The sequence below is a fragment of the Cupriavidus cauae genome (assembly GCF_026210475.1).
GTDB lineage: Bacteria > Pseudomonadota > Gammaproteobacteria > Burkholderiales > Burkholderiaceae > Cupriavidus > Cupriavidus cauae.
The window spans coordinates 1,512,275-1,536,543 of the sequence record NZ_CP080294.1; the positions used below are offsets into that span (position 1 = coordinate 1,512,275).

Annotated in this window: 21 protein-coding genes; 5 read left to right on the plus strand and 16 right to left on the minus strand. The window is 67.9% G+C overall.

The window, feature by feature from the left end; genetic code table 11:
• Nucleotides 1-23 precede the first annotated feature (23 nt).
• Nucleotides 24-758: a TetR/AcrR family transcriptional regulator gene (locus KZ686_RS21990; RefSeq protein ID WP_265633671.1), complete on the minus strand. Its 735-nt coding sequence runs from the start codon at nucleotides 756-758 to the stop codon at nucleotides 24-26.
• An 89-nt stretch (nucleotides 759-847) separates the two neighbouring features.
• Complete coding sequence (locus KZ686_RS21995) at nucleotides 848-1,300, minus strand: YybH family protein (protein ID WP_265633672.1); 453 nt, start codon at nucleotides 1,298-1,300, stop codon at nucleotides 848-850.
• 336 nt (nucleotides 1,301-1,636) lie between these two features.
• On the opposite strand from KZ686_RS21995, the gene KZ686_RS22000 reads away from it, so the two are divergent.
• The 4 genes from KZ686_RS22000 (at nucleotide 1,637) to KZ686_RS22015 (ending at nucleotide 6,697) form a co-directional block, all read left to right on the plus strand.
• Nucleotides 1,637-2,977, plus strand: coding sequence for a PQQ-dependent sugar dehydrogenase (locus KZ686_RS22000; protein WP_407648568.1), 1,341 nt, complete (start codon nucleotides 1,637-1,639; stop codon nucleotides 2,975-2,977).
• A gap of 29 nt (nucleotides 2,978-3,006) precedes the next feature.
• Nucleotides 3,007-5,100 (plus strand): TonB-dependent receptor family protein, encoded by a 2,094-nt coding sequence (locus KZ686_RS22005; protein ID WP_265633674.1) that lies wholly within the window; start codon nucleotides 3,007-3,009, stop codon nucleotides 5,098-5,100.
• A 217-nt stretch (nucleotides 5,101-5,317) separates the two neighbouring features.
• The gene (locus KZ686_RS22010; protein WP_265633676.1) at nucleotides 5,318-6,487 is read left to right on the plus strand and encodes a DUF4382 domain-containing protein; all 1,170 of its coding nucleotides are present in this window, start codon (nucleotides 5,318-5,320) and stop codon (nucleotides 6,485-6,487) included.
• 36 nt (nucleotides 6,488-6,523) lie between these two features.
• Nucleotides 6,524-6,697 carry a hypothetical protein gene (locus tag KZ686_RS22015; protein WP_174105085.1) on the plus strand — a complete coding sequence of 58 codons (174 nt, stop codon included), beginning with the start codon at nucleotides 6,524-6,526 and terminating at the stop codon, nucleotides 6,695-6,697.
• A 113-nt stretch (nucleotides 6,698-6,810) separates the two neighbouring features.
• Here the strand turns inward: KZ686_RS22015 and fdxA are convergent, their stop codons facing one another.
• From fdxA to KZ686_RS22060, 9 genes are all read right to left on the minus strand, one after another.
• Nucleotides 6,811-7,143, minus strand: coding sequence for a ferredoxin FdxA (gene fdxA / locus KZ686_RS22020; protein WP_226106345.1), 333 nt, complete (start codon nucleotides 7,141-7,143; stop codon nucleotides 6,811-6,813).
• A 326-nt stretch (nucleotides 7,144-7,469) separates the two neighbouring features.
• The gene (locus KZ686_RS22025) at nucleotides 7,470-8,528 is read right to left on the minus strand and encodes a porin (protein ID WP_150082486.1); all 1,059 of its coding nucleotides are present in this window, start codon (nucleotides 8,526-8,528) and stop codon (nucleotides 7,470-7,472) included.
• 340 nt (nucleotides 8,529-8,868) lie between these two features.
• Nucleotides 8,869-9,621: a metalloprotease LoiP gene (gene loiP / locus KZ686_RS22030; RefSeq protein ID WP_149316271.1), complete on the minus strand. Its 753-nt coding sequence runs from the start codon at nucleotides 9,619-9,621 to the stop codon at nucleotides 8,869-8,871.
• Nucleotides 9,622-9,803: 182 nt separating this feature from the next.
• Nucleotides 9,804-10,766 carry an enoyl-CoA hydratase gene (locus tag KZ686_RS22035; RefSeq protein ID WP_265633678.1) on the minus strand — a complete coding sequence of 321 codons (963 nt, stop codon included), beginning with the start codon at nucleotides 10,764-10,766 and terminating at the stop codon, nucleotides 9,804-9,806.
• Nucleotides 10,767-10,773: 7 nt separating this feature from the next.
• The gene (locus KZ686_RS22040) at nucleotides 10,774-11,709 is read right to left on the minus strand and encodes a Bug family tripartite tricarboxylate transporter substrate binding protein (protein ID WP_407648626.1); all 936 of its coding nucleotides are present in this window, start codon (nucleotides 11,707-11,709) and stop codon (nucleotides 10,774-10,776) included.
• Between the two features lie 193 nt (nucleotides 11,710-11,902).
• The gene (locus tag KZ686_RS22045; protein WP_149316270.1) at nucleotides 11,903-13,054 is read right to left on the minus strand and encodes a CaiB/BaiF CoA transferase family protein; all 1,152 of its coding nucleotides are present in this window, start codon (nucleotides 13,052-13,054) and stop codon (nucleotides 11,903-11,905) included.
• 114 nt (nucleotides 13,055-13,168) lie between these two features.
• Nucleotides 13,169-14,101 carry a LysR family transcriptional regulator gene (locus tag KZ686_RS22050; protein ID WP_265635362.1) on the minus strand — a complete coding sequence of 311 codons (933 nt, stop codon included), beginning with the start codon at nucleotides 14,099-14,101 and terminating at the stop codon, nucleotides 13,169-13,171.
• 120 nt (nucleotides 14,102-14,221) lie between these two features.
• The gene (locus tag KZ686_RS22055) at nucleotides 14,222-15,568 is read right to left on the minus strand and encodes an erythromycin esterase family protein (RefSeq protein ID WP_265633679.1); all 1,347 of its coding nucleotides are present in this window, start codon (nucleotides 15,566-15,568) and stop codon (nucleotides 14,222-14,224) included.
• A gap of 120 nt (nucleotides 15,569-15,688) precedes the next feature.
• Complete coding sequence (locus KZ686_RS22060; RefSeq protein WP_265633680.1) at nucleotides 15,689-16,387, minus strand: protein-L-isoaspartate(D-aspartate) O-methyltransferase; 699 nt, start codon at nucleotides 16,385-16,387, stop codon at nucleotides 15,689-15,691.
• Nucleotides 16,388-16,685: 298 nt separating this feature from the next.
• On the opposite strand from KZ686_RS22060, the gene KZ686_RS22065 reads away from it, so the two are divergent.
• Complete coding sequence (locus KZ686_RS22065; RefSeq protein ID WP_265633681.1) at nucleotides 16,686-17,132, plus strand: hypothetical protein; 447 nt, start codon at nucleotides 16,686-16,688, stop codon at nucleotides 17,130-17,132.
• A gap of 20 nt (nucleotides 17,133-17,152) precedes the next feature.
• Here the strand turns inward: KZ686_RS22065 and KZ686_RS22070 are convergent, their stop codons facing one another.
• The 5 genes from KZ686_RS22070 to KZ686_RS22090 all read right to left on the minus strand — a co-directional run bounded on the left by KZ686_RS22070 (nucleotide 17,153) and on the right by KZ686_RS22090 (nucleotide 24,229).
• Nucleotides 17,153-18,721 (minus strand): tannase/feruloyl esterase family alpha/beta hydrolase, encoded by a 1,569-nt coding sequence (locus KZ686_RS22070; RefSeq protein WP_265633683.1) that lies wholly within the window; start codon nucleotides 18,719-18,721, stop codon nucleotides 17,153-17,155.
• Between the two features lie 281 nt (nucleotides 18,722-19,002).
• A complete protein-coding gene (gene pdxR, locus KZ686_RS22075) occupies nucleotides 19,003-20,526 on the minus strand; it encodes a MocR-like pyridoxine biosynthesis transcription factor PdxR (protein WP_265633685.1) in 1,524 nt (507 codons plus the stop codon).
• A 138-nt stretch (nucleotides 20,527-20,664) separates the two neighbouring features.
• Nucleotides 20,665-22,149, minus strand: coding sequence for an NAD(P)/FAD-dependent oxidoreductase (locus KZ686_RS22080; RefSeq protein WP_223819502.1), 1,485 nt, complete (start codon nucleotides 22,147-22,149; stop codon nucleotides 20,665-20,667).
• A 28-nt stretch (nucleotides 22,150-22,177) separates the two neighbouring features.
• Nucleotides 22,178-22,600 (minus strand): nuclear transport factor 2 family protein, encoded by a 423-nt coding sequence (locus KZ686_RS22085; RefSeq protein WP_149316512.1) that lies wholly within the window; start codon nucleotides 22,598-22,600, stop codon nucleotides 22,178-22,180.
• A 228-nt stretch (nucleotides 22,601-22,828) separates the two neighbouring features.
• Complete coding sequence (locus KZ686_RS22090) at nucleotides 22,829-24,229, minus strand: amino acid permease (protein WP_265635364.1); 1,401 nt, start codon at nucleotides 24,227-24,229, stop codon at nucleotides 22,829-22,831.
• Nucleotides 24,230-24,269: the final 40 nt, after the last annotated feature.

A 24,269-nucleotide genomic window follows, 5' to 3' on the forward strand; every position in this document is an offset into this window, starting at 1 on the left:
CCGGCCAGTCGAGCAGCGGGCGCTCATGGTGCGCGCTCCGGCTCGGCCGCGCGTGCCGCGCCGTGGAAGAACAGGTCGACGATGGCCGCGAACTCGGCGCGCAGGTCGCCGGCGGGCGCCGCGAGCCAGCGCATCAGCGCGCCCAGGTACAGATGATGGAACAGCGTGGCGAGCTGCCCCGACGGCAGGTCGCGCCGCAGCTCGCCGCTCTGCTGGGCCGCCGCCATCAGCGCATCGAAGGCGAGGTCCATGCCGCTGCGCCTTGGGGCTGCTTCGCCGCTGCCGTTGCCGTCGCTGTTGCCGCCGGCACTCTGCCCGAAGCGCCCCGGGCCTAGATCGAGAAAGCGGAAACGCAGATAGTGCGGCAGGTAACCGCGGCGCGCTTCGCACCAGTCGGCCGAGGCAGACAGCAGATAGCACAGCCGCGCCTGGAAGCTGCCGAGGCCGTCGAGCGCCCCTCGCAACTGCTGCAGTCCCGCGGCCAGCTCGCCGTGGAACTGGTGGGCCAGCAGCGCCTCCTTGACCGGGAAGTGGTTGTACAGCGTGCCCTTGGCCACGTCGGCCTGCGCGGCGATCTGCTCCATCGTCACCGCGTCGTAGCCATGCGTCTCGAACAGGTCGAAGGCGGTGGCCGCCAGATGGTCGAGCGTCTGATTGCGCTTGCGCTGACGCCGCCCCGCGGGAGGCGGGGCGGCGGTGGGCGGGTCGAACGGGGTCTGGGCAGTTCGATGGGCGGTTCGCCGAGGCGTGGCTTCCATTTGCACGTCGCTTAATGTTGAACGTCGTGCAATTTTATGCTTCGTACTCCCCTTGTCAAGCCGTCCGGTAAATGCGCTCGGATGGTCGTTCAGGCCGTCTCCGCCTCCGTATCCCCGATATAGACGACCTTCTCGGTCATCGGATCGAACGGCAGCGAGCCATGCTCGTGCGCCACCAGCCAGCGCCCATCGCGCTTCTGGAAGCAGACCGTGATGCGGATCCAGGTGCCGCCGGCCGGATGGTCGGGCTCGTCCACCGGTGCGATGCGGCTCAGGCAGTGGCAGAACGCGAGATCGGCGCCGACGGTCAGCGCGATGTCCTTGCGTTCGGAGCGGAAGCGCCGGGGCAGATACGGAAAGCACGCCTCCCAGGTGGCGCGATATGCGTCGACACCTTGCAGCGCATAGGGCGGCTTGACGTCGAACAGCGCCACGTCGGGCGCATAGTTCGCCGTCATGGCGGCGGCGTCGCGCCGTTCCAGCGCGCGGGCCCAGTCTTCCATCATCTGCGCGATGGTCTGCTCGTCCTTGCTGATGCTCATGATGTGCTCCTTGTCGGTTCGGTTTCGAACCCGCCGCATGGGGTGGACCCGGCGTGGCCGGTGTGCCAGGGCGGCGGCTCCTGTCCTGTTGTCGAACGGCTTCGAGTCAAATCGACATCCGCCGCTCCATCGGTCGCGTCCCCGAAGGCGCGGCCGACGGCCCTTGGGCGGCGGCAGGACGCCGGGTCCGCGCGTTGGGGGGGCGCGTCCACGGGGACGACGGACAGCGGTGCCTTAGAATGCACAGAACCGGGTTTGCCACCGCTGGCAGCGGCGGCATTCGCGCCGATACTTGTCGCAAGACCTGTCAGGTCGCAAACCATCGAGGAGTGCGTCATGAGGAAGGTTCGCCTTGTCATCGTGATGGGTGCCGTCATGCTGCTGGTCGGCGGCTGCTTCCTGCTGGGCATGGGGGACCGCGCCACGCTGACGGTGGCGCAGGGCACCGGTCCGTCGCCGACCCTGCCGCCGCCGAACAAGACCCTGCTGCCGACCGTGGACATCGCGCCGGCGATCGGCTGGCCGGCAGGGGCGCGGCCGACGCCCGCGCCCGGGCTCGCGGTGACGGCGTTTGCCGACGGGCTCGATCATCCGCGCTGGCTCTATGTGCTGCCCAACGGCGACGTGCTGGTCGCGGAGTCGAACGCGCCGCCCAAGCCGGAATCGGGCAAGGGCATCCGCGACTGGGTCATGAAGATGGTGATGAAGCGCGCCGGTGCCGGCACGCCGAGCGCCAACCGCATCACGCTGCTGCGCGACACCGATCGGGACGGCGTCGCCGACAAGCGCTCGGTCTTCCTGCAGGGCCTGAACTCGCCGTTCGGCATGGTGCTGGTCGGCAACGACTTCTATGTCGCCAATGCCGACGCGCTGGTCCGCTTCCGCTATCGTCCCGGCGCCGACCGGATCGAGGAGCCCGGCGTCAAGGTGGTGGACCTGCCCGCCGGCATCAACCATCACTGGACCAAGAACGTGATCGCCAGCCACGACGGCCGCAAACTGTACATCACGGTCGGCTCCAACAGCAACGTCGCCGAGAAGGGCATGGAGATCGAGCAGGGCCGGGCCGCGATCTGGGAGCTCGATCGCGCCAGCGGCAAGATGCGGCTGTATGCAACGGGCCTGCGCAATCCGAACGGCCTGGCGTGGGAACCGGTCACCGGCAAGCTGTGGACCGCGGTCAACGAGCGCGACGAGATCGGCAGCGACCTGGTGCCGGACTACATCACGTCGGTGCGGGATGGCGGCTTCTACGGCTGGCCCTACAGCTATTGGGGCCAGCACGTCGATACGCGCGTCAAGCCGCAGCGGCCCGAGCTGGTGGCCACCGCGCTGGTGCCCGACTATGCGCTGGGTCCGCATACCGCCTCGCTCGGCATCACGTTTGCGGACGGACTGCACTGGCCCGCGCCGTTCCGCGAGGGACTGTTCGTCGGCCAGCATGGCTCCTGGAACCGCAAGCCAAAGAGCGGCTACAAGGTGATCTTCGTGCCGTTCCGCGGCGGCATGCCGAACGGCGAGCCGATCGATGTGCTGACCGGCTTTCTCGACGGCGAGGAGCGCGCCCATGGCCGCCCGGTCGACGTCAAGGACGATCGCCGCGGCGGGCTGCTGGTAACCGACGATGTCGGCAACGTGGTCTGGCGCGTGACGGCAATGACGGCGAAGCGCCGATGAGGGGCGGTGGAGCGGGGTGGGCGGCGGCCATGCTGCTGCCGCTGTCGGGATGGGCCGGCGCACAGCAAGCGCCCGCCGTGCCGGAGCCGGACGCGCAGCCGGCGCTGGCGCCGGTGGTCGTGACGGCCACGCGCATCGACGCCTCGGTGTTCGATACGCCCGCATCGGCCGATGTGGTGGCTGGCGGCGCGCTGCGCGATAGCCGGCCGCAGATCAATCTGAGCGAAGGGCTTGGCGGCGTGCCGGGCCTGCTGGTCAAGGACCGGCACAACTACGCACAGGACCTGCAGTTGTCGATCCGGGGCTTCGGCGCGCGTTCGAGCTTCGGCGTGCGCGGGCTGCGCCTCTATGTCGACGGCATTCCCGCCACGATGCCGGACGGGCAGGGGCAGACCTCGAACATCGATATCGCCTCGATCGACCGCGTCGAGGTATTGCGCGGCCCCGCATCGGCGCTGTACGGCAACGCATCGGGCGGCGTGATCCAGGTCTGGACCGAACCCGGCGCGCGTCCGCCACTGCTCGAAGGCAGCTTCGGCGCCGGCAGCTACGGCACCTGGCGCCATGGCCTGAAGGCCAGCGGCGCGCCGGCCGAGGGGGAGCCGGGCCTGGACTATCTGGTCAGCGCATCGCGCTTCACCACCGAGGGATATCGGGACCACAGCGCCGCGCGCAAGAACCTCGGCAATGCGCGGCTGACGTGGCGTCCCGATGCCGACAGCGGCTGGACGCTGGTCGCCAATGCGGTCGACCTGAGCGCGCAGGACCCGCTCGGGCTGACACGCGCGCAGTTCGAGAGCGCGCCGCGCTCGGCGCCGCTGGCCGAACAGTTCCATACGCGCAAGACCGTGCAGCAGGCGCAGGGCGGGCTGCGCCATGAGCGTCGGATCGACGCCGACAACACGCTGATGGCGATGATCTACTACGGCCGGCGCGAGACGCGCCAGTTCCTGTCGATCCCGCCGGCGGCGCAGCGCAGCCCGCTGTCGGCGGGTGGTGTCATCGATCTGGCGCGCGACTACGGCGGCGCCGACCTGCGCTGGACGCACCATGCTCGGATCGGCCACATGCCGCTGACGCTGATTGCGGGGCTCGCCTACGACACGATGGAGGAAGCGCGCCGCGGCTACGAGAATTTCATCGGCGGCTCGGGGCAGCCCGTGCTCGGCGAACAGGGCCGGCTGCGGCGCGACGAACGCAATACGGTGTGGAACTTCGATCAGTATCTGCAGGCGTCGCTGGGCCTCACGCCGCGCTTGACCGTCGAAGCGGGCCTGCGCCACAGCACCGTGCGCTTCTCGTCGAGCGACCGCTATATCGTCGGCGCGAATGGCGACGACAGCGGCTCGGTGCGCTACGACAAATGGCTGCCCGTGGGCGCGCTGCGCTATCGCGTCGGCGAATCGCTGAATCTGTATGCCACCGCGGGACGCGGCTTCGAGACGCCGACGCTGAACGAGATCTCGTATCGGCCCGATGGCGCGGCGGGCCTCAATTTCGCGTTGCGGCCGGCCACCAGCACGTCGGTGGAAGTCGGCGCCAAGCAGAAGCTCGCCGGCGGCCTGCTGACGGCTGCGCTGTTCCAGACCCGTACCGACCAGGAGATCGTCACCGCGACCAGCAGCGGCGGCCGCGCGAGCTATCGCAATGCCGGCCGCACGCTGCGCCAGGGCGTGGAACTGGGCTGGAGCGGCGTGCTGCACCGTCATTGGCAGGCGCAACTCGCGTACAGCTTTCTGGATGCGACCTTTCGCGACACCGTGCCGCCCGGCATCGTCGCCGGCAACCGCCTGCCCGGCACCGCGCGCCACGCGTTCTATGGCTCGCTGGGCTGGGCGCCGCCGCGCGGCTGGCGCGCCGGCATCGATCTGCGCTATCTGAGCGCGGTGCCGGTCGACGACCGCAACAGCGACCGCGCGCCGGGCTATGTCGTGACCGGCATTCACGCGGGCTATGCGATGCCATTCGGCCGCTGGACGGTCAATGCCTTTGCGCGCATCGACAATCTGTTCGACCGCCGCTATGCGGGTTCGGTGATCGTCAACGATGGCAATGGGCGATATTTCGAGCCCGCGGCGGGGCGCAATGCATTTGCGGGGATATCGCTGTCGTATGCGTTCTGAGCTTCAGGTTTCGAACTCTGGTTCCGAGCTCTTGAACGCGGAGCTCCGGACTCCGCGCGCCAATTGCGGTAATCGCTCCGTTAATTCCGGTGGTTCGAAAACGCAATGGAGTTCGCAAAAAGCGCGCCGTGTTTCAGCTCTTACAATATGTCACGCCTTTCCGGAGCGATCGGAAATTATGCTCAAGATTCCCAATAAGGAAGTCAAGGAGAGGGAAATGAGAACCAATTTCAAGTACCGGGGGCTGCCATTCGGCGTGGCCGCGTCTGCCGCAATCCTGGCCGCCTGCGGTGGCGGCGGTGATGACGATGGCGGCGGCAAGGGTACGCTGAGCGTATCGATGACGGACGCGCCCGCCTGCGGTTTCGATCATGTCTTCGTCACCGTCGACAAGATCCGCGTCCATACCAGCGCCAACGCCGAAGACGGCACCGGCGGCTGGGCCGAGATCGACGTCAATCCGTCCCGCCGCATCGACCTGCTGTCGCTGCAGAACGGCACCCTGACCAAGCTGGGGCAGACCGTGCTGCCGGCCGGCCAATACCAGCAGATCCGCCTGGTGCTCGATCGCAATACCGGCAATTCCCTCGCCAACTCGGTGGTGCCCACGGGCGGCGCCGAACAGCCGCTCGATACGCCGAGCGCGACCCAGAGCGGGTACAAGATCATCCGTCCGTTTACCGTGCAGCCCGACACGCTGGTCGACCTGGTGCTCGACTTCGATGCGTGCCGCTCGATCGTGCAGCGCGGCAACGGTTCCTATGCGCTCAAGCCGGTGGTGACCGCGGTGCCGCTGGTGGTCAGCGGCGCGATCCAGGGCTATGTCTCGCCGGCACAGGCAGGCGCGACTGTCTACGCGCAGCAGAATGGCGTGACCATCAAGGGCACGCTGGCAGACAGCAATGGCGCCTTCACGCTGTCGCCGCTATTGCGCAGCAGCGATGCCGGCAACTACAGCGTGGTGGTCGTGCAGAACGATCGTGCCACCGGCGTGATCCAGAACGTGCCGGTCACCGCGCAGACCACCACCACGGTCTCGACCTCGGCGGCGCCGATCACGCTGCCGGCCTCGCCGATGCGCCGGATCACCGGCTCGGTGCTGCCCGCATCCGCGCAGGCCTTCGTGCAGGCGAAGCAGACCGTCGCCGGCTCGCCGATCGAAGTGGCCGTCGCCAATGCGAACTTCGATACCGGCGCCTATCAGCTGAACGTGCCGGCCGCCGCGCCGCTGGTGGGAACGTATCAGCCGACGCTGCCGATCGCCCTCGCTGCCGACACGGCGGCCGCGGGCAAGTACACTGTCACGGCGACATCGATTACTGGCGCCACGCTGAGCACCGACCGCGACGTGTCGGCGACCGATGCGACGGCAAACTTCCAGTTCTGATGCAATGAACCCCCAACGAAAAACCAGGAAAACGCAATGAAGGCAATGAAGGGAATTTGCGCGCTGCTGATCGGCGCCGGCACGCTGCTCGGCGGCTGCGCTGTCTATACCCCGCACGGTGCGGTGGTCACGCCGGGCGCGGTCGTGGTGGACCCGGGCCCCGGCCCGTACCACTGCCCGCCGGGACAGGCGAAGAAGGGCCGCTGCTGATTAGGCGTCCCGGTTGGCGACCGATTGACGGTCCGCCAATCGCCACGGTGAAGATGGGCCTGCGGGCCCATCTTTTTTTTCCGTGATTTCCCGTTACGGCCGAGCGCGATGCTTCAATCGCGGATCAGCTTGTCGAGCTTGCCCTGGACCCGGGCCCAGGCCTCATGCTCCGGCAACGGCCCCTTGGCATGCGTCAGCCGTTTCCATTCGGTCTTGCGGGCCAATTCGGCATTGATCCCAACGAAATGCCGCTGGTCTTCGGGAAGATTCTCTTCGGAATAAATGGCGCCGACCGGGCATTCGGGCACGCACATCGAGCAATCGATGCATTCGTCGGGATCGATCACGAGGAAATTCGGCCCTTCGTGGAAACACGACATCGGGCAGACCTCGACGCAATCGGTATAGCGGCACTGGATGCAGGCATCAGTTACGACAAACGTCATGGGGCAATGCGCGGGGACACGGAACAACGAAAGCCCCGATGCTAGCGCGCGATCGGGTCGCCGTGCCGGCGCCGGTTTGTGCGACACCATCAAAAATCTTCAAGCCATGCCGCGGTACGGCATTCGATGGGGCCAAGGAGGGCGCCAATGAGGGCCGCCAATGAGGGCCGCCAATGAGGGGCGAAATAAAAAGGGGCCGGTAGTCCTACCGGCCCAACGTCCTTGCACCCATGAAGAAGACAAGGTCGATATGATCGTTCGCGCGGCGGCGCGCGAGTGCCCTGGCGCCGCCGCGTGCCCGCGTGGCGGGCCTTCGGAGGCTTCGCTTAGAAGCGGTGACGCATGCCGATGGTCACGCCGGTCTGGTTCTCGCCGGCCTGGGCGGTACCCGCGCCGTTCAGGCCCAGGTCCGAACCGTCCTTGTTGCGCACGTAGCCAACGTTCATATAGACGTCGGTGCGCTTGGACAGCGAGTAGTCGGCGGACAGCACGAACATCCACGGATCGGCACCGGTGTTCTTGGTGTCTTCGTAGTAGGCCGCGCCGGTCAGGCTGAAGGCCGGGGTGAACTTGTAGCGAGCGCCGGCCCAGTACAGGTTGCTGCGGACGCTGGTGGCGGTGGCGCTGCCCACGCCCTCGTCGCGCATCCAGCGATAGCCGGCGAACACCTTGGCGGCGCCGAACTCGTAGGCGGTACCGACCGCCAGGCGCTTTGCCGCGCGGTCCTGCAGCGCGACGGTGGCGCCCTGGTACTGGTCATAGGCCGTGCCGACCGAGAAGCCGCCCGCCGCGTACGACAGGCCACCACCGAACTGGCGCGCCACCTTGGTTTCGCCCGGGACTTCGCCGTTGTTGTCGCGGCCGAAGCTGTAGAAGCCGGTCGCGGTCAGGCCGCCGAACTTGCCGGTGTACTTGATGTTGTTGTCGGCGCGGCCGTTGAAGGCCGAGTCGACGCTGTTCAGCGAGTAGCGCGGACCGACGCCCATCGGGTCGAAGGCGCCGAACAGGTCGTACAGCGCGTTCTGCTGGCGACCCAGCGAGATGGTGCCGAAGTTGCCTTGCAGGCCGACGTAGGCGGCGCGGCCGAACAGGCGGCCACCCTGGGCCGACCGGCCGGTGTCGATATCGAAGCCGCTTTCCAGCACGAACAGGCCCTTCAGGCCGCCGCCCAGGTCCTCGGTGCCGCGCAGACCCCAGCGCGAGCCCGACAGGTTGCCCGAGTTCATGCGCACGGCGGTGTCGCCGCCGCCGTCGCTCGGGGCATTGCTGATGACTTCGATGCCGGCATCGACGATACCGTACAGCGTGACGTTGGTTTGGGCGAACGCTGCGCCTGAGGCGGCGGTGGCAGCGGTCGCGGCCAGCGCGAGGAGGGCTTTCTTCACGGTGTGTTCTCTTTTGACTGGTGATGGAAGACAGAGTCTGTCGCCGGCAGCGTGGCGCGGGTTCGACCCGTGAACCCCTGCCGGCGCAAACGGGGGCGATCTTCGCTTGCTTTTATGACACCTATAAGTACGGTGAAAATCACGTTGCAAAAAAGCCGCATTGAAAGCCCCTGCGCTGTGAAAGCCCCTGCGCTGTGAAAGCCCCTACGCCATAAAAAGTCCTTATTACCGGCCGGCCCGTGTCCATGAAGACATTGAATCGCGCAGATATGACAAGGGCGAAGCGCCAAAGCGCTTCGCCCCAACGGCCCTTCAGGTCGATCGATGGACCCCCGGCGCCTCAGCTGCCCTTGGCCAGACGGCTCTGCATGCGTTTGGCGCGATCGGCCGAACCCGGGTGCGAATCGAACATGCCCGACTTGCCGCCATCGAGCTTGGCGAGCTTCTCGAAGGCCGTCACCAGCCCCTGGCGGTTGGCCTTGTTCTTCGTCAGCAGATCGAACGAGTAATCGTCGGCGGCCGTTTCCTGCGCCTGCGAGAACTGCGCGTTGATCAGCTTCTCCGACAGGTCGCCCAGCTGGGACTGCGACAGCGCGGCCACGGTGCCGTTGGCGCTGGCTGCCAGCGCGCCGCGCGCGGCGACGGCGGTATAGGCCACCTGCATCTGGCTCTTGCTGTGGCCCAGCGCCACGTGGCCGATCTCATGGCCCAGCACGCCGCGCACCTCGTCGTTGTTCATCATGTCCATCAGGCCGCTGTAGACGCGCACGCAGCCGTTGGCCATCGCCCAGGCGTTGACGTCCTTGGTCAGGTAGACCTTGGCCTGGACTGGCACGCCGCTGTCCTTCAGGCCGGCCATGATCGCGGTCAGGCGCTTGGTGTACGGGCTGTTGGCCGGCGCGATCTTGTTTTCCTTGTCCGATTCGGCGCAGGCCTGTTCCGACAGCGTCTTGACGTCCGCGTCCGACAGCGTGGCCGCCTTGAACAGCGAGCCGCCGGCATCGACGAGGCCGTTGACGTTGCTGCCGGCGCAGCCGGCGATCAGCGCCGCGGCGCAGGTGGAAAGCAGAGTGAGCGAGAGAACCTTGGTCATCAGTGGAATTGCCCCTGGATTTTTATTGATTCGTTTCAAGCATGCCCGACGAATAAAAGGCGCCGCATTGTACGATTTTTTGGAATCCCGGATTGCAAACAACGGTAATAAAAAAACGCCGGACAGGCCGGCGTTTCAAGGCAATTCGAGGTAATTCGAGGCAATTCAAGCGGATGGCAGTATCAGGATCGCTTGCGATTGACGAATTCCGCCATATAGCGCTGCGGCTCGCCGGTATCGAAGGCGCTGCCGAATTCGGCGACGCTGTTGGCGATCGCCGTATCGACCGGTTGCTCTTCCCATTCGCGCAGCAGCCGCTTCTGCTGGCGCACCACCGTCGGGCCGAAGCCGGCCAGCAGTTGCGCGACCCGCTCGACTTCGGCGTCGAGCTCGGCCAGCGGCACCACGCGATGGACCAGGCCCCACGACAGCGCTTGCGCGGCGTCGCACAGCTCGCCGGTCAGCAGCATCCATGCCGTGCGGGCATTGCCGATCAGGCGCGGCATCAGCGCGGCGTGGATCACCGACGGAATGCCGACCTTGACTTCGGGCATGCCGAGGTTGGCGTTGTCGGCGGCGATCCGCAGGTCGCACGCCAGCGCCAGCTCCAGTCCGCCGCCCAGGCACCAGCCCGGCATGCGCGCGATCACCGGCACCGGGCAGTGGCGCACGGCATCGCACAGTTCGCGCAGGCCGCCGATGAAGCGTTCGGCGGAGTCCCGCGTCAGCGCGACCATCTCCTTGATGTCCGCGCCGCCGATGAAGCCCTTGTCGCCGGTGCCGCGCAGGATCAGCACGCGCACCTGCGGATCGGCGGCGAGCCCGCGTACCGCGTCGGTCAGCGCGGCGATCACCGGCGTGCCGAGGATGTTGAGCGAGCCGGCGTTGCTGATGGTCAGGGTGGCAATGCCGCGCTCGTCGATGGCGACGGCGGCGTGGCGGCCCGGATGGGCGTTCGTATCGCCGGAGGGATTGGCCGGCGGATTGGTGGGCCCATCGGTCGGCGTATTTGTCGGCGTATTCGTCGGCGTATTTGTCGGCGTATTGGTCGGCGTATAGGCGGGCGTATTGGTCGGCGTATAGGCGGGCGTATTGGTCGGCGTATAGGCGGGCGTAGTCGTCGGCGGATTGGCGGGAGCGCTCATGAAGTCCTCACTGCAGTTTGGCGAACTGGATCTTGTCGACGACGCGCTTCCAGTGCTGGTTTTGGTTGCGGATCAGGTCGGCGAAGGCCTTGCGCGAGGTCCACGCCGGAATCGCACCCTGCTTCTCGATCGCGGCGATGACCTCGGGATCGGCCAGCGCCTGGCGCACCGCGTCGTTGAGCTTGTCCAGGATCGCGTCGGGCGTGCCGGCGGGCGCGCCGAGGCCGAACCACGACGGATTGTTCATCGCCGGCAGGCCCGCTTCCGCGTAGGTCGGCACATCGGGCAGCAGCTTCAGGCGCTGCCTGGCGGCCACCGCCAGCGGCTTCAGGCGCTTGCCCTGGATCAGGCCCGACGAAGACGGGATATTGTCGAACACCACCTGGATCTGCCCCGCCACCGCATCGTTCAGCGCCGGCCCCAGGCCCTTGTACGGAACATGCAGCATGCGCGTGTCGGTCTCGCTCATGAACAGCTCGCCGTTCATATGGCTCAGGCCGCCATTGCCCGAAGAGCCGAACGAGTACTTGCCGGGATTCGCCTTCAGCAGCTTGATGAAGGATGCGAGGTCGGTGGCCGGGAACGACGGATTGACCACCAGCACATTGGGCACGTCGGCGAGGTTGCTGATCGGCGCGAAGTCCTTGACCGGGTCGTACGGCGTCTTCACGTAGACGTTGGGATTGACGGCGTGCGAGCTCTCGACCTCCATCACCAGCGTGTAGCCGTCGGCCGGCTGCTTGGCCGCATAGGCGCTGCCGACCGCGCCGCCGGCGCCCGGGCGGTTTTCGACGACCACCGGTTGCGCCAGGATGGCGCCCATTTTGGTGCCGACGATGCGGGCCAGGATGTCGGTGGTACCGCCGGCCGCGTAGGGGACGATCAGCTTGATCGGCTTGCTCGGATAGCTGTCGGCATGCGCGGGATTTGCGATGGTGGCGATGGCGGCCGTGGCGGCGGTAGCGGCCACCGCGGCGATCAGCTGGCGGGATTTGCGCACGGTGGCGCGATGCGGATGTTTCAAGGGTGTCTCCTCGTGGTCTTCGTGGTCTGCGTGGTCTTGGTGGTTGTTCGTGGTTCTTCGTCGGTGTTCGCAGGTGTTCGTGGCCGGTCGTGGGCGCTCGTATGGCAAAGCGTCACGCGCCGTGCTCGCCCAACAGCGGCGGGGGAGCGAGCGCGGCGGCGGGCGAGTCGGGCAGCATCGGATTGCGCACCATCGGAATGCGGCCGAGCGTCGGATGCTCGGCGTGTTGCAGCAGGCCGCGATGCCGGACCTGCGGATGGGCGAAGACCTCCTCGATCGAGTGGATCGGCCCCCATGGCACGCCGGCCGCATCGAAGGCATCGGTCCACTGCTGGCGCGAGCGGGTCGCGAATACCTGCGCCAGCAATGCCCGCAACGCCGGCAGATTGGCGATGCGCGCGCTGTTGGTGCGATACCGAGCATCGGCCGGCAGGTCGGAGAGGCCGGCCACCTCGCAGAAGCGCGCGAACTGCGCATCGTTGCCGATTGCCAGGATCAGATGTCCGTCGGCGCAGCGGAACACCTCGTAGGGCGCGCAGTTCGGATGCGCGTTGCCGCTGCGCGGCGGATTGCGCCCGGAGAACAGATAGTTGGCGCCCTGATTCGCATTGAGCGCGACCGCGACATCGAGCAGCGCGATGTCCAGATGCTGGCCCACGCCGCTGGCCTGGCGCTGGAACAGCGCGGCCAGCACCGCCGAGGTCGCATACATGCCGGTGCTCAGGTCGACGACCGCGACGCCGGTGCGCAGCGGTCCCTCACCGGGCTCGCCATCGGGCTGGCCGGTATAGCTCATCAGCCCGCCCATGCCCTGGAACACGTAGTCGTAGCCGGGCTTGTCGGCCATCGGGCCGCTCTGGCCGAAGCCGGTGATCGACAGGTAGACCAGCCGCGGATTGCGCGCCTGCAGGCTCGCATAGTCAAGCCCGTAACGCCGCAGCGTGCCGGCCTTGAAGTTCTCGACCAGCACGTCGGCCTCGTCGGCCAGCGCCAGGATGGCGGCCTTGCCTTCCGGGGTGGTGAAGTCGATCGCCAGCGAGCGCTTGCCGCGGTTGCAGCAGGCGAAGTAGGCGGACATCCGCTCGCCGCCGTCGGCCGATTGCAGGTAGGGCGGGCCCCAGCCGCGCGTATCGTCGCCGCGCTCGGGATGCTCGATCTTGGTGACCTCGGCACCGAGGTCGGCCAGATTCTGGGTACACCAGGGCCCGGCCAGGATTCGGGACAGGTCCAGCACCTTGATGCCGGACAGGGCCTTGTGCAGCATGGGGTCTCCGCGTCGATTCGATCGCGGAGCAGTATATTTTTGCGCCCCTCGGCCAACCAGTCGAATGTCTTCAAGTCACCGTTCGCGGCAATTCAACGGTACGGCGGGGCGCGGTCACGGGAGCGCGTCGCGCGTCGCGGCCACATGCGGATCGCCCAGCAGGAACTCGGCAAAGGCCTCGGCGAAGGCGGGCAGCTTGCCCGCCGCCGGCAGCACCAGATTCAGCTGGCGGCGCGCCCACTCCTCGGCGAGACGTACCCCGACCACGCGGCCGTCGCGCAGCGAGGCCGCGGCGACGCTGCGCGGCACCAGCGCCAGCCCCACGCCCGCTTCGACCAGCGCCAGCACCGCGTCGAAGGTCGGCGCATGCAGGCGGATATTCGGCGTTCGTCCCAGCCGGTGCGCGGTATCGCGCAGGAACACGACATTGCTGGTATCGCGGCCCGGGCAGACGAAGTCGTGCTCCAGCGCCGCACCGAAGCGCACGCCGCCGGGCTGCGCCTGCGCCTCGCGCGTCAGCGGGTGGTCGGCCGGCACGGCCAGGATCAGCTCGTCGACCGCGTACGGCATCCAGCGCACGCCTTGCGTCTCGACCTCGCCGGCGAGCACGCCAACGTCGGCCTCGCCCGCGGCGATGGCGGCCGCGATCTCGCGGCTGGCCCGTTCCTCCAGGTCGATATTGACCTCGGGATGGGCATTCAGGAAGCGGCTGACGCTCGGCAGAATGAAGCCGTTCAGCGAACTGCTGTTGGCGATCAGCCGGATATTGCCCTTCAACCCCGCGGAAAACCGCCCCAGCTCGCCGTGCATCCGCTCCAGGCCGCGCAGCAGTTCGCGCACGTGGCCGAGCAGCGCGGTGCCGGCTGCGGTCAGCTCCATGCCGCGTGCCGCGCGCACGAACAACGGCGTGCCCAGCGCCAGCTCGAGGTTCTTGAGCCGATAGCTGGCCGCCGATGCGGTGATATGGATGGCGGCGGCGCCGCCGGACAGGTTTTGCGATTCGGCGATGGCCTGGAACAGCCGAAGGTCCGTCAATTCGTAGCGCACCGGGTTCTCTCTGGCGGGTCGGTCGGTTCGGGCCATGCGAGGCAATGTATTGCATTGCAAGCCCGGTGCCGCATTCTAAGCCGCGCCCCGCACCGGGCGCCGACGTCGGTCCGAGCCGGCCTACAGGCCGAACGGGTAGGTGTCCGGCATGCCGGTGCGCGCCGCGGTGGCCAAGGCCTTGACGGCGTCGCTGCGGTCGAACCATGCCAGCGCATCGAACTGCTGCGGCAGGCAGGCGAACGCATAGTGGCTGGCGAACTCGGTATCGGGCCGGTAGACCACGCCGATGAAGCGTTCCTGCCGCGGCACTGTCAGCAGCGCGCGCGCCTGCTCGTGGACGCCTTCGCGCAGGTCAATGAAGCAGCGGTCGATGCCGGTGCGCTGGAACAGCGCCTCGTAGCTGTCGGCGCGCGCGGGCACGACGTCCATCACCTGCATCGGCCCGTCCCAGTCGGACGCCGCCGCCACGGTGCCGCGCGACGTCGAAAAGCCGATCAGCGCCGCCTCCTTGCCGAAGCGCGCGCGGCACAGCCGGCCGATATTGATCTCGCCATGGTCGCGGCCCATCGCCGTCGCATCCGCATCGCCGATATGCGAGTTGTGCGCCCATACCACCGCCTTCGCGCCCGGCGCATAGGTGTCCAGCAGCCGCGTCAGCGTGTCGAACATATGGGTGTCGCGCAGGTTCCAGCTTTCAGGCCCGCCGTAGTACATCAGCCGGTAGTACTGCTCGGCAGAGGCCACCAGATGCGCGTTCTGCGCGGCGTCGAAGAAGGGCTCGCGCCCGCGCAGGGCGTAGTCAAGCTGTCTTTCCAGCAGCGCCTGCAACTGGGCGATGACTTCGTCCTCGCAATCGCGCGCGCGGCCGCTCAGCACCGCGCGGCCGTAGCGCGACGGGTCCTCGCGCCACGGCAGCAGGCAGCCGTAGCGTTCACGCGCCTCGCGCGCGCCGTCGGGATCGACGCGGTTCAGATAGCCCAGCACGGTCGAGATCGAGCTGCCCAGGCTGTAGATGTCGAGGCCGAAGAAGCCCGCGCGCTGGTCCGGCGCGCGATCGGCGTTGTAGCCCCGCATCCATTCGATCAGCGCCTCCACCGACGTGTTGCGCCACATCCAGGTCGGGAAGCGCCGGAACGGCGGTTCCTGATGTTCGGCCGCGGGCAGCTGGCGGACATAGCGGTCGATTGCGGCAGCATCGGGCCAGTCTGCCTCGACCGCCACGATGCGAAAGCCGTGCCGCTCGATCAGCCGTCGCGTGAAGGCCGCGCGCGCATCGTAGAACTGCGCGGTGCCGTGCGTCGATTCGCCGAGCAATACCACGCGGCAGTCGGCAAACCGGTCCACCGCCGCGGCAAACGCCGGATCGTCGATCGCCGGCAGCCGTTCGGCCGCCTCGGCGATGCATTCGACGATATCGGTATCGGCGAGCACCTGGCCGGTGATGGGATCGTGCAGTGCGCTGGTCATGGCGGTCCTCCGGGAGTTCGTCGATGGTTTTCGGTCGATGGTCCCCGATCGATGGTCGTAGATCGATGGTCGTAGATCGATGCGGGGTTCTCGATTCGATGATGCTGGAGTCGATGGTCCTCAATCGCCGGCATTCTCGTTGCCCGCTTCCTCGGCCGTGCGCGCGACCAGCGGCACGAAGGCCACGCCGGCGAGGTCCTCGCGCTCCAACGTGCCGTCCGCACGCTTGCCGATGCGCAGCAGCCGCTGCGCGTGGCCGGGATGGCCATGCGGCATCACCAGCGTGCCGCCCGGCGCAAGCTGCGCCAGCCACGCGGCGGGGATGTCGGGGCTGGCCGCGGCGGAAACGATGGCGTCGTAAGGCGCGCCCGCTTCCCAGCCGGCGGTGCCGTCGGCCAGGTGGATCTCGACGTTATCGAAGCCGAGCGCGCGCAGCACGTCGCTGGCACGTTCGGCCAGCCGCCGCCAGCGTTCCAGCGTGATGACGTGGGCCGCGATGCGCGCCATCACCGCGGCCGCATAGCCCGAGCCGGTGCCGATCTCCAGCACGCGCGAGGCGGGATGCAGCCGCGCGGCCTCGACCATGCGGGCGACGATATAGGGCTGCGAGATGGTCTGGCCCGACCCGATCGACAGCGGCGCGTCGTCGTAGGCCGATTGCCGCAGCGCGTCGGGCACGAAGCGCTCGCGCGGCACCGCGCGCATGGCCGCCAGTACCGCGGGGTCGCGGATGCCGCGTGCGGCGATCTGCAGCTCGACCATGCGCTGCCGGTAGCGTTCGGGCTGGTGTTCGGCGCCGTTGAAGAGAGGGGGATGCATGGCGGGATCGGGGCGCGGCGCGTGTGGCGCATGTCGTGTTTCGTGTTTCGCTTGTGTCACGCATCGACCGTGCCACCGATGGCGGCCGCGATTCCCGCGTGCTGTCGATCACGTCGTTTTGCCTGCCTTTGCGCCGCTGGAAGATCGTGCATGGGCCCGCGTACACGCCGTGTAAATGCTCCATGCGCGTGCGCGACGCCGCCGCACGACGCTAACGGCACGCCGCCGCTGGCAACGATCTTGCGTAACGATCGGCTTCTTTTCCACCGCCGTCCGGCGACTTCCAGGGAGCATGACGATGAAGAGCAAAGCACCACGCGCGAATCCGATGACCGATGTCACGGATGTGACCGATGTGACCGATGTGACCAGCGAGTCGTTGGCCGCGCAGCGGCCGATTCCCGCGGTCACCGAAGTGCCCGACGCTTCCACCATGCTGGCGCGCGACTACCTGAAGCTGGCCGCGCTCGGCTGGAGCTTCTATGGGGCGCTGATGGAGGAGGCCGGCTTCCAGTGGACCTCGTGGATCTGGAAGTGGGACCCCGACGAGCGCCTTGCGCAGCAGATCACCGCGCCCGCGCCGGCGCTGGCAATGGCGAGCAGATACGGGCAGACCGCCTGGGAGATCGGCGCCGACATGCAGGGGCGCTGGCTCGATGCGTGGATGCGGTTCTTTACCTGGAATCCCGCGGCAGCGTTGGGCGGGATGACGGGCGGGACCCAGGCGGGCGCTACGGTGCAGTAGCGCCCGCGTTGCCTCGGAACTTACGGCGCGGTGCAGGTGTAGTTCGACGCCTGCGCCGCGGCCGCCGCGTCGTTTGCCGGTCCCGTATAGCGCGGATATTGCGGATAGCGGCACAGCGGACGCGAGAACGCGGTGGCGCCGTTGGTCTCCTTCGTGGCCGTCAGCGTGCCCGGCGCGGTGCCCCTGGTGACCCAGGTATCGAGCGCCGCCAACAGGTCGGTCTGATCCGCGCCCGGTCCGCCGGCGCAATGATTGACGCCAGGCGCCAGGTAGTAGCGCACGAACTCGTCGGCCGATGCCTGACCGCCGACCGCGCCGACCATCCCCTGGTAATAGGCGTTGGTGGCCTTGAAGCTGAGCGCCGAGTCGTTGGTGCCGTGCCAGAGGATCAGCTTGGCGTCGCTGTTCTTCAATGGCCGCAGGTCGATGTTGGTCGCGTCGTTCAGATTCGCCAGGTTGGCCAGCGCGGCGACATTGCTGTCCCAGGTATAGGTCAGCGAGTTCTGCGAGCGGTCGCGTGCCAGATAGTTCTTGACCGTCGTGTCCTGGAACAGGAACTGCAGCGCCATGTTCAGGTTGCCGTTGCCCGTCAGCCATAGGCCCCAGGCGCCCGGATCGTCCTCGTTGCCGGTCAGCGCCCAGCCCGCATTGGAATAGGCGCCGTTGGCCCACACCGCCGGCGTGGTCCACGACTGCACCACCGCCAGCTGCGCGTCCGACAGGCAGGCGTCACCCGCGTCCGTGCCGCCGGAGCAGCGAAGTACCGCCGGATCGAAGCTGCACGACAGCGGATTCGATACCACGCCGTCGGTGATGCCATCCTGCGCATCGCAGGCATCGCGCACCGCCTTCGCCAGCAGATTGGTCTTTGCGGTGGTGAACATGCCGCCCGGGGCGGCCAGTGCCTTGGCATTGCGATTGAATGCGCCCATGAAGCCGACCCAGTTGTAGGCCGGCGCGCGGGCGATGATGCCGTCGAACAGGTCCGGATTGCGCTGCGCCGCCATCAGTGCCTCGCGGCCGCCATTGGAGCAGCCCTCGAAGTAGGAGCGTTCCGGTGCCTTGCCATAGGCGGTCCGAAGCATCTCGCGCGCGGAGGACATCACCGTCGGCACCGACTGATGGCCGAAGAGCGCGGCGGCGTGCGGATCGTCGAGGGCAAAGTCGGCCGACAGCCCGTTGCCGGTATGGCCGGAGTCGCTGTTGACGGTGGCGTAGCCCTGTTTCAGCGCGGTCAGGTTGGTCGGCACGTCGATGCCCGGGATCGATCCGTTGTAACCGCCGCCGCCACCGTAATACAGCTTGCCGTTCCACCGATCCGGAAGCCGCAGCTCCAGGTTCAGTTGCGGCGCGATGGTCGCGTTGACCTTGCAGAAGAGCGGTTGCGGCCCGCTTGCCGCGACGGTCGCCGCCGCCGTGACGGTCGCGCCGGCGACGGTCTTGCCGGCCAGCTCCGCGCACGCCTGCGCGGCGTTGGCCGAAGGCCGGGGTTTGTGATCGTCGTCGCTGTCCCCGCACGCGGCCAGCACGGCCACTGTGACAGCAGTCAGGGCAATACGGTGCCAATGAAATGCCAAAGTCGGTGCCATGTCGTCTCCTTCGATGTCGTGGAGTCCGGCCAGGACGGGCGCGACCTGCCCCTCGACACCGGTCTGGCGCAAACTCGAGCGGCTGCTGCGGTTGCTGCGGTTGCTGCTGCTTGGGGGCGGTCCGAAGAAAGCATAGACGCCGGTGACGACGCAGATTGTCCCCGCGAGGACAATCCGGGAGCCGTGGCATCGGGACTTGCCCTAGGTACGGGTCGGGAAGTGATGGGCGCGGAGCCCGCCGCGGAGGCAAGGCGAGGGGAAACGCAGGAACCCCCCGCGCCTCAGCGCCGCCGCTCGTGCTCGATCAGCTGGGCCAGAAGCCGCACGCCTTCCTCGATCCGTTCCTCGGCAATCCCCGTGTAGCCCAGGCGGAAGTGCGGAGATGGCCCGTCGGCCGCAAAGAACACATCGCCCGGCTCGATGATCACGCCATGCCGCAGCGCGACATCGCCGAGCTTGCGTGCGTCGAGTCCCGGCGGCCCTTCGACCCAGAAGGACGACGCCCCCGGCGAATTCTGTACGCGGCATTGCGGCAGATGCCGCGCCAGCATGTCGCACAGCACGGCCGCGCGGCGCTGGAAGATCGGCGCCACGCGCCGCAGCAGCGCGTCGTGGTGGCCCAGCGAGATGAACAGGGCGGTGGCACGCTGGTTGTTGGCCGGCGGGTGCCGCAGCATGTAGCGCCGCAGCGCCCGCGCCTGGCGGATCACCGTGCTGGGCGCGACGATATAGCCGAGCCGGATGCCGGGCACGAACGACTTCGACAGGCTGCCGACATAGATCACGCGGCCCTCGCGGTCCAGGCTTTTCAGCGCGGGGATCGGCTGCGTCAGCGCCGGATTCTCGGTGTCGTAGTCGTCCTCGATCAGCACCACGTCGTGTCGGTGCGCCTCGGCCAGCAACGCCTCGCGCCGGTCCAGCGGCATCGTCACCGTGGTCGGGCACTGGTAGCTCGGCGTAACGAAGGCATAGTCGCAGCGCGCCAGCTCGCCCTCGGGACGCAGGCCGTAGCCATCGACCGGCAGCGGCACGACCTCGCGTGCCCGCATGCCGAAGATCGCGCGCGCATCGCTGTAGCCCGGCTCCTCCAGCCCGACCACCGCGTCGCGCATCAGCAGATCGGCCAGCAGATAGAGCGCATGCTGGGCGCCCAGCGTGACCATGATCTCGTCGGGATTGGCCCAGACCCCGCGGCGCGGCAGCACGTGCCGCTGCAACTGCTCGATCAGCAGCGGATCGTCCCGGTCGATCAGGTCCGAGGCCCAGCCGCGGATCTCCAGCACGGCCAGCGCCATGCGCGAGCATTCGCGCCAGTCCGCGGTCGGAAACAGCGCCGGATCGAACTGGCCATAGATGAAGGGGTAGGGGTAGTTCTGCCAGTCGTTGGGCTTGACGATCGCGCGCAGCCCGCTGATGTCGGGCAGCCGTTCGCTCCAGTCGGGGCCGGGGGATTCGCTACCGCCGTCCGTGCTGGCCGGCGTGCCGGCGGTGCCGGCGTTGCTCACGGACGGCGGCCGCGCCACGCTAGGCAGTTGTTCGACGACGAAGTAGCCGCGCCGCGGCCGTGTCTCGAGGAAGTGCTCGTCGACCAGCTGCTGGAAGGCCAGGATCACGGTATTGCGCGCGATGCCCAGCGTCGCGGCGAGTTCCCGGCTCGAGGGCAGCGCGCTGCCTTCGGGCAATTGCCGCGACAGGATCGCGGAAACGATCTGCTGGCGCAGCTGGGCCTGCAGGCTCAGGCCCGAATCGGCGGGCAATTGCAGCAGCCGATTCCAGAACGTGTTTCCCTTGCCCGCCGTGGCCATGCCGTTCGCGCTCCATCTTGTGTTGGGGTCGGGGAGCATTATCGGGCAAGGGGCGGGGAGGGGATATGAGGGAAAGCCGGTGCTTCGACGCCCTTTCCCGCACGCGGCATGTTACGGCGGGAGAGGGCGTCGGCCGGATTACAGCACGTCGTCCTTCAGGTGATACCAGTGGTACAGGAACCGCTGCCCCAGCCGCCGGAACGGTGCGAACGCCGGGGACTCGACCCATTCGCGCACATTGGGGAAGGGCAGCGCCGAACGGAAGATCGGCAGCTCCGGCCCCGGGTTCTTGCCCGCGATCATCGCCGCCATGCGGCGGCCCGCCTGGGCCGAGTACATGACGCCGTTGCCGCCGTAGCCCATTGCGTAATAGAGGGTCTGCGCGGGATCGGGCTGGAAGATGCGCGGCATCATGTCGTGGCTGACGTCGACCCAGCCCCACCACGAGTAGTCGATCGGAATGCCCTTGAGCGCCGGGAACTTGCGCACCATGTCGTCGACCAGCTTCTGCTCGTATTGGGGCCGCGGCGCGTCGGTGCCGGTGATCGCGCTGCGGCTGCCGATCTGCAGGCGGCCGTCCGGCATCAGCCGGTAGTAGTGGCGCAGGATGCGGGTGTCGGTGATCACCTGCGTCGTGCGGAAATTGCAGGCCGCGATTTCGTCGGGCGTCAGCGGCCGCGTCACGATCGAGTTCGACAGGATCGGGAACAGCCGGTTCTTCAGATGGGGATGCAGGCTCTGCGAGGTGTAGCCGCCGGTGGCGACGCCGACCGCGCGCGCCCGCACGATGCCGCCCGGCGTACGCAGGTAGTGCACGCCGTCGCGCGTGGTCCAGTCGAGCACCGGGCTCGACGGATGCACGGTGGCGCCCAGCGCGCGGGCGCGGCGCAGATAGCCGAAGGCCAGCTTGCCGGCATGGATGCCGATGCCTTCAGGCTCGTGCATCGCGCCGGCCGCCTCCTTGTCGTCGACGTATTCGCGCTTGACGGTATCGGCATCGAGAATGCGGGCGTCGTAGTGGAACACCTCGCGCAGCAGCCTGGCTTCCTTCTCCAGCGCCGGCATCGCCTCCGGACGATGCGCGATGTACAGATGGCCGCCCGGCTGCGGATCGCAGTCGATATCGCGGATCAGCGTCTTGAAGGTCTCCATGCCGGCGCACACTTCCTCGTGCAGCCGCAGCGCGGCGTCCAGGCCGTAGCGCTGGATCCATTGCGAGCGCTTGAGCCGGCCCGAGGCGCATTGCGCCTGCCCGCCGTTGCGCGTGCTGCAGCCCCAGCTGACGCGGTTGGCCTCGAGCACGGTCGCCTTGATGCCGTGTTCCTGCGCCAGGAAGATCGCGCAGGTCAGCCCGGTGAAGCCCGAGCCGATGATCGCGACATCGACGTCGACGTCGTGCGTGATCGGACCGTCGTCGGGCGGGGGCTCGCCGGCGGTGCCGATCCAGTAGGTCGGGGCGTAGTCGCGGCCCTGGCCGGGCGTCGGCGCGACCAGCGGGTCGTAGGCGGGATCGTAGGGCCGGGAAGGGCCCGTGGACCCGGTGTGTCCACCAGACTGCCCGCCCGACTGGCCGGGCGTCCCGTTCTCCCGCCCGATGGCGGTGATATCGGCAATGGCTTCCATCGCTGCGCTCCTGTTGCGACGCGTTCGATCAGCCGCGCGAACCGGCCGCCAGCGCGGGACGGTCCTTGCGATAGGCGTTCTTGACCGCGATCTTGCCGTCGCGGAAGGTGAACACGTCGACCATGCGCGCCTCGATGCGCGAGCCGTCGGCCTTGGTGCCGCGGAAGGTCGATTCGCTGACGCCGCGGTCGCCGCAGACGAAATGCTCGCCGTCGAGCCAGGCAGCGTCCGGGAAGGTCTGCCAGGCCAGCTGGAAGCCCTCGCGCACCGCCTCGCGGCCGCTGAAGGTGCGGCCGAACAGTTCGCCGCCCGCCACCGCGTGGAACACGCAGTCGTCGGTCATGAAGGACATCAGCGCGTCGATGTCGTGGCGGTTCCAGGCATCGCTGAAGGCCTGCAGCGTGGCGGCGGTGACGCCGCCGCTGGCGCCACCGGCCTGCTGTCCGGACAGGTTGCTGTCGGCCGCGGTCGCTTCGGTGCCGGCCTGCTTGCTTGCGTACTCCACTTGAATCTCCTCGATGTTGTTGCGGTCCGCGCGGCAGCGGACCCGGTCCTTTGCACGTTCCCAGCATAGGGAAGCGCCGGGACGCGCTGTAGGGCCAGTTGGATGGAATCGATTGGGCCAGCGGCTGCCGGCCCGGTGGGCTTGTCGTCCCCGGCGGACGCGGGGACGACGGGATCAGCGCCGTACCGCGTGGGCGCGGGGCATGTCGCCCAGATGCTGCTGGTGCGGGTCGATCTCGCTCTCGCGCCGCTCCGCGCCGCGGCGGTACTGCCGACGGACCAGATAGACCAGCAGCAGGATGCCGAGGCTGACCACGCCGAGCAGCAGCGGCTTGCGCTGGTCCGGAATGAAGGCCATCGCCACCACGATGCCGGTCATGCCCAGGATCGCCACATAGGTCAGATACGGATACATCCACATGCGCACGCGCAGCTTGTGCGGCGCCTCGCGTTCGAGCCGCGCGCGCAGCCGCAGCTGCGATACCGCGATCAGGATGTAGACGAAGATCGCCACCGTGCCGTACGAATTGACCAGGAAGGCGAACACCGTGTCGGGCGAGACGTAAGACATCACGACCGCGGCATAGCCGAACAGCGTCGAGAACAGGATCGCACGGACCGGCACGCCGTTGCGGTTCAGCTTGGCCAGTCCGGCCGGGGCATCGCCGCGGCGCGTCAGCGCGAAGATCATCCGCGACGAGGCGTACAGGCCCGAGTTCAGCGCTGACAGCACCGCGGTCAGCACCACCGCGTTCATCACCTGCGCCGCGCCGCGGATGCCCATGGCGTCGAGCGCGCTGACATACGGCGTGGCGATGCCGGGCGAGTTCCACGGCACCAGGCACACCACCAGCAGCACCGAGCCGACATAGAACACCAGCACGCGCGTGATCACCGAGTGGGTGGCCTTGGCGACCGCCTTCTGCGGCTCCGCGGTCTCGGCCGCGGCGATGGTCACGATTTCCGCGCCGAAGTAGAAGCCCGTCGCCGCGACGGCGCCGGTCAGCACCGGCATGATGCCGTTCGGCGCGAAGCCGCCGTGCGCCGTCAGGTTGGCGACGCTGGGCGCGGTATCCGGCCACATGCCGAGCACGAACAGGCCGGCCAGGAACAGGAACACGACGATCGCGGCCACCTTGATCGAGGCGAACCAGAACTCGAACTCGCCGAAGGACTTGACGGAGAACAGGTTGGTCAGCGTCAGCATCACCAGCAGCACCAGGCTGATGGCCCAGGAGGGCACGTCGGGCAGCCAGTAGCGGATCAGGTCGGCACCGGCCACGGCCTCGAGCGCGACCACGATGACCCAGAAGTACCAGTACATCCAGCCGGTCAGGAAGCTGGCGAGCGCGCCGGCCTCGGGTTTGCCGTGCCACGCTTCGCGCGCGTATTCGTAGAAGGAGCCGACGGTGGGCAGCGCGCAGGCCATCTCGCCGAGCATCCGCATCACCAGCACCACCAGCATGCCGGTCAGCAGGAAGGACAGGACGGCCGCCGGGCCGGCCGACTTGATGACGACGCCGCTGCCGACGAACAGTCCGGCACCGATCACGCCGCCGAGCGCGATCATCGTCATGTGGCGCTGTTTCAGGCTGTGCTTGAGGCCGCGCGAGCCC

Excerpts from the sequence above, each read along its gene's own strand:
- KZ686_RS21990 (WP_265633671.1), bottom strand. The coding sequence starts at position 758 with ATGGAAGCCACGCCTCGGCGAACCGCCCATCGAACTGCCCAGACCCCG.
- KZ686_RS21995 (WP_265633672.1), bottom strand. The coding sequence starts at position 1,300 with ATGAGCATCAGCAAGGACGAGCAGACCATCGCGCAGATGATGGAAGAC.
- KZ686_RS22000 (WP_407648568.1), top strand. The coding sequence starts at position 1,637 with ATGAGGAAGGTTCGCCTTGTCATCGTGATGGGTGCCGTCATGCTGCTG.
- KZ686_RS22005 (WP_265633674.1), top strand. The coding sequence starts at position 3,007 with ATGCTGCTGCCGCTGTCGGGATGGGCCGGCGCACAGCAAGCGCCCGCC.
- KZ686_RS22010 (WP_265633676.1), top strand. The coding sequence starts at position 5,318 with ATGAGAACCAATTTCAAGTACCGGGGGCTGCCATTCGGCGTGGCCGCG.
- KZ686_RS22015 (WP_174105085.1), top strand. The coding sequence starts at position 6,524 with ATGAAGGCAATGAAGGGAATTTGCGCGCTGCTGATCGGCGCCGGCACG.
- fdxA (WP_226106345.1), bottom strand. The coding sequence starts at position 7,143 with ATGACGTTTGTCGTAACTGATGCCTGCATCCAGTGCCGCTATACCGAT.
- loiP (WP_149316271.1), bottom strand. The coding sequence starts at position 9,621 with ATGACCAAGGTTCTCTCGCTCACTCTGCTTTCCACCTGCGCCGCGGCG.
- KZ686_RS22035 (WP_265633678.1), bottom strand. The coding sequence starts at position 10,766 with ATGAGCGCTCCCGCCAATCCGCCGACGACTACGCCCGCCTATACGCCG.
- KZ686_RS22045 (WP_149316270.1), bottom strand. The coding sequence starts at position 13,054 with ATGCTGCACAAGGCCCTGTCCGGCATCAAGGTGCTGGACCTGTCCCGA.
- KZ686_RS22055 (WP_265633679.1), bottom strand. The coding sequence starts at position 15,568 with ATGACCAGCGCACTGCACGATCCCATCACCGGCCAGGTGCTCGCCGAT.
- KZ686_RS22060 (WP_265633680.1), bottom strand. The coding sequence starts at position 16,387 with ATGCATCCCCCTCTCTTCAACGGCGCCGAACACCAGCCCGAACGCTAC.
- KZ686_RS22065 (WP_265633681.1), top strand. The coding sequence starts at position 16,686 with ATGAAGAGCAAAGCACCACGCGCGAATCCGATGACCGATGTCACGGAT.
- KZ686_RS22070 (WP_265633683.1), bottom strand. The coding sequence starts at position 18,721 with ATGGCACCGACTTTGGCATTTCATTGGCACCGTATTGCCCTGACTGCT.
- pdxR (WP_265633685.1), bottom strand. The coding sequence starts at position 20,526 with ATGGCCACGGCGGGCAAGGGAAACACGTTCTGGAATCGGCTGCTGCAA.
- KZ686_RS22080 (WP_223819502.1), bottom strand. The coding sequence starts at position 22,149 with ATGGAAGCCATTGCCGATATCACCGCCATCGGGCGGGAGAACGGGACG.
- KZ686_RS22090 (WP_265635364.1), bottom strand. The coding sequence starts at position 24,229 with ATGACGATGATCGCGCTCGGCGGCGTGATCGGTGCCGGACTGTTCGTC.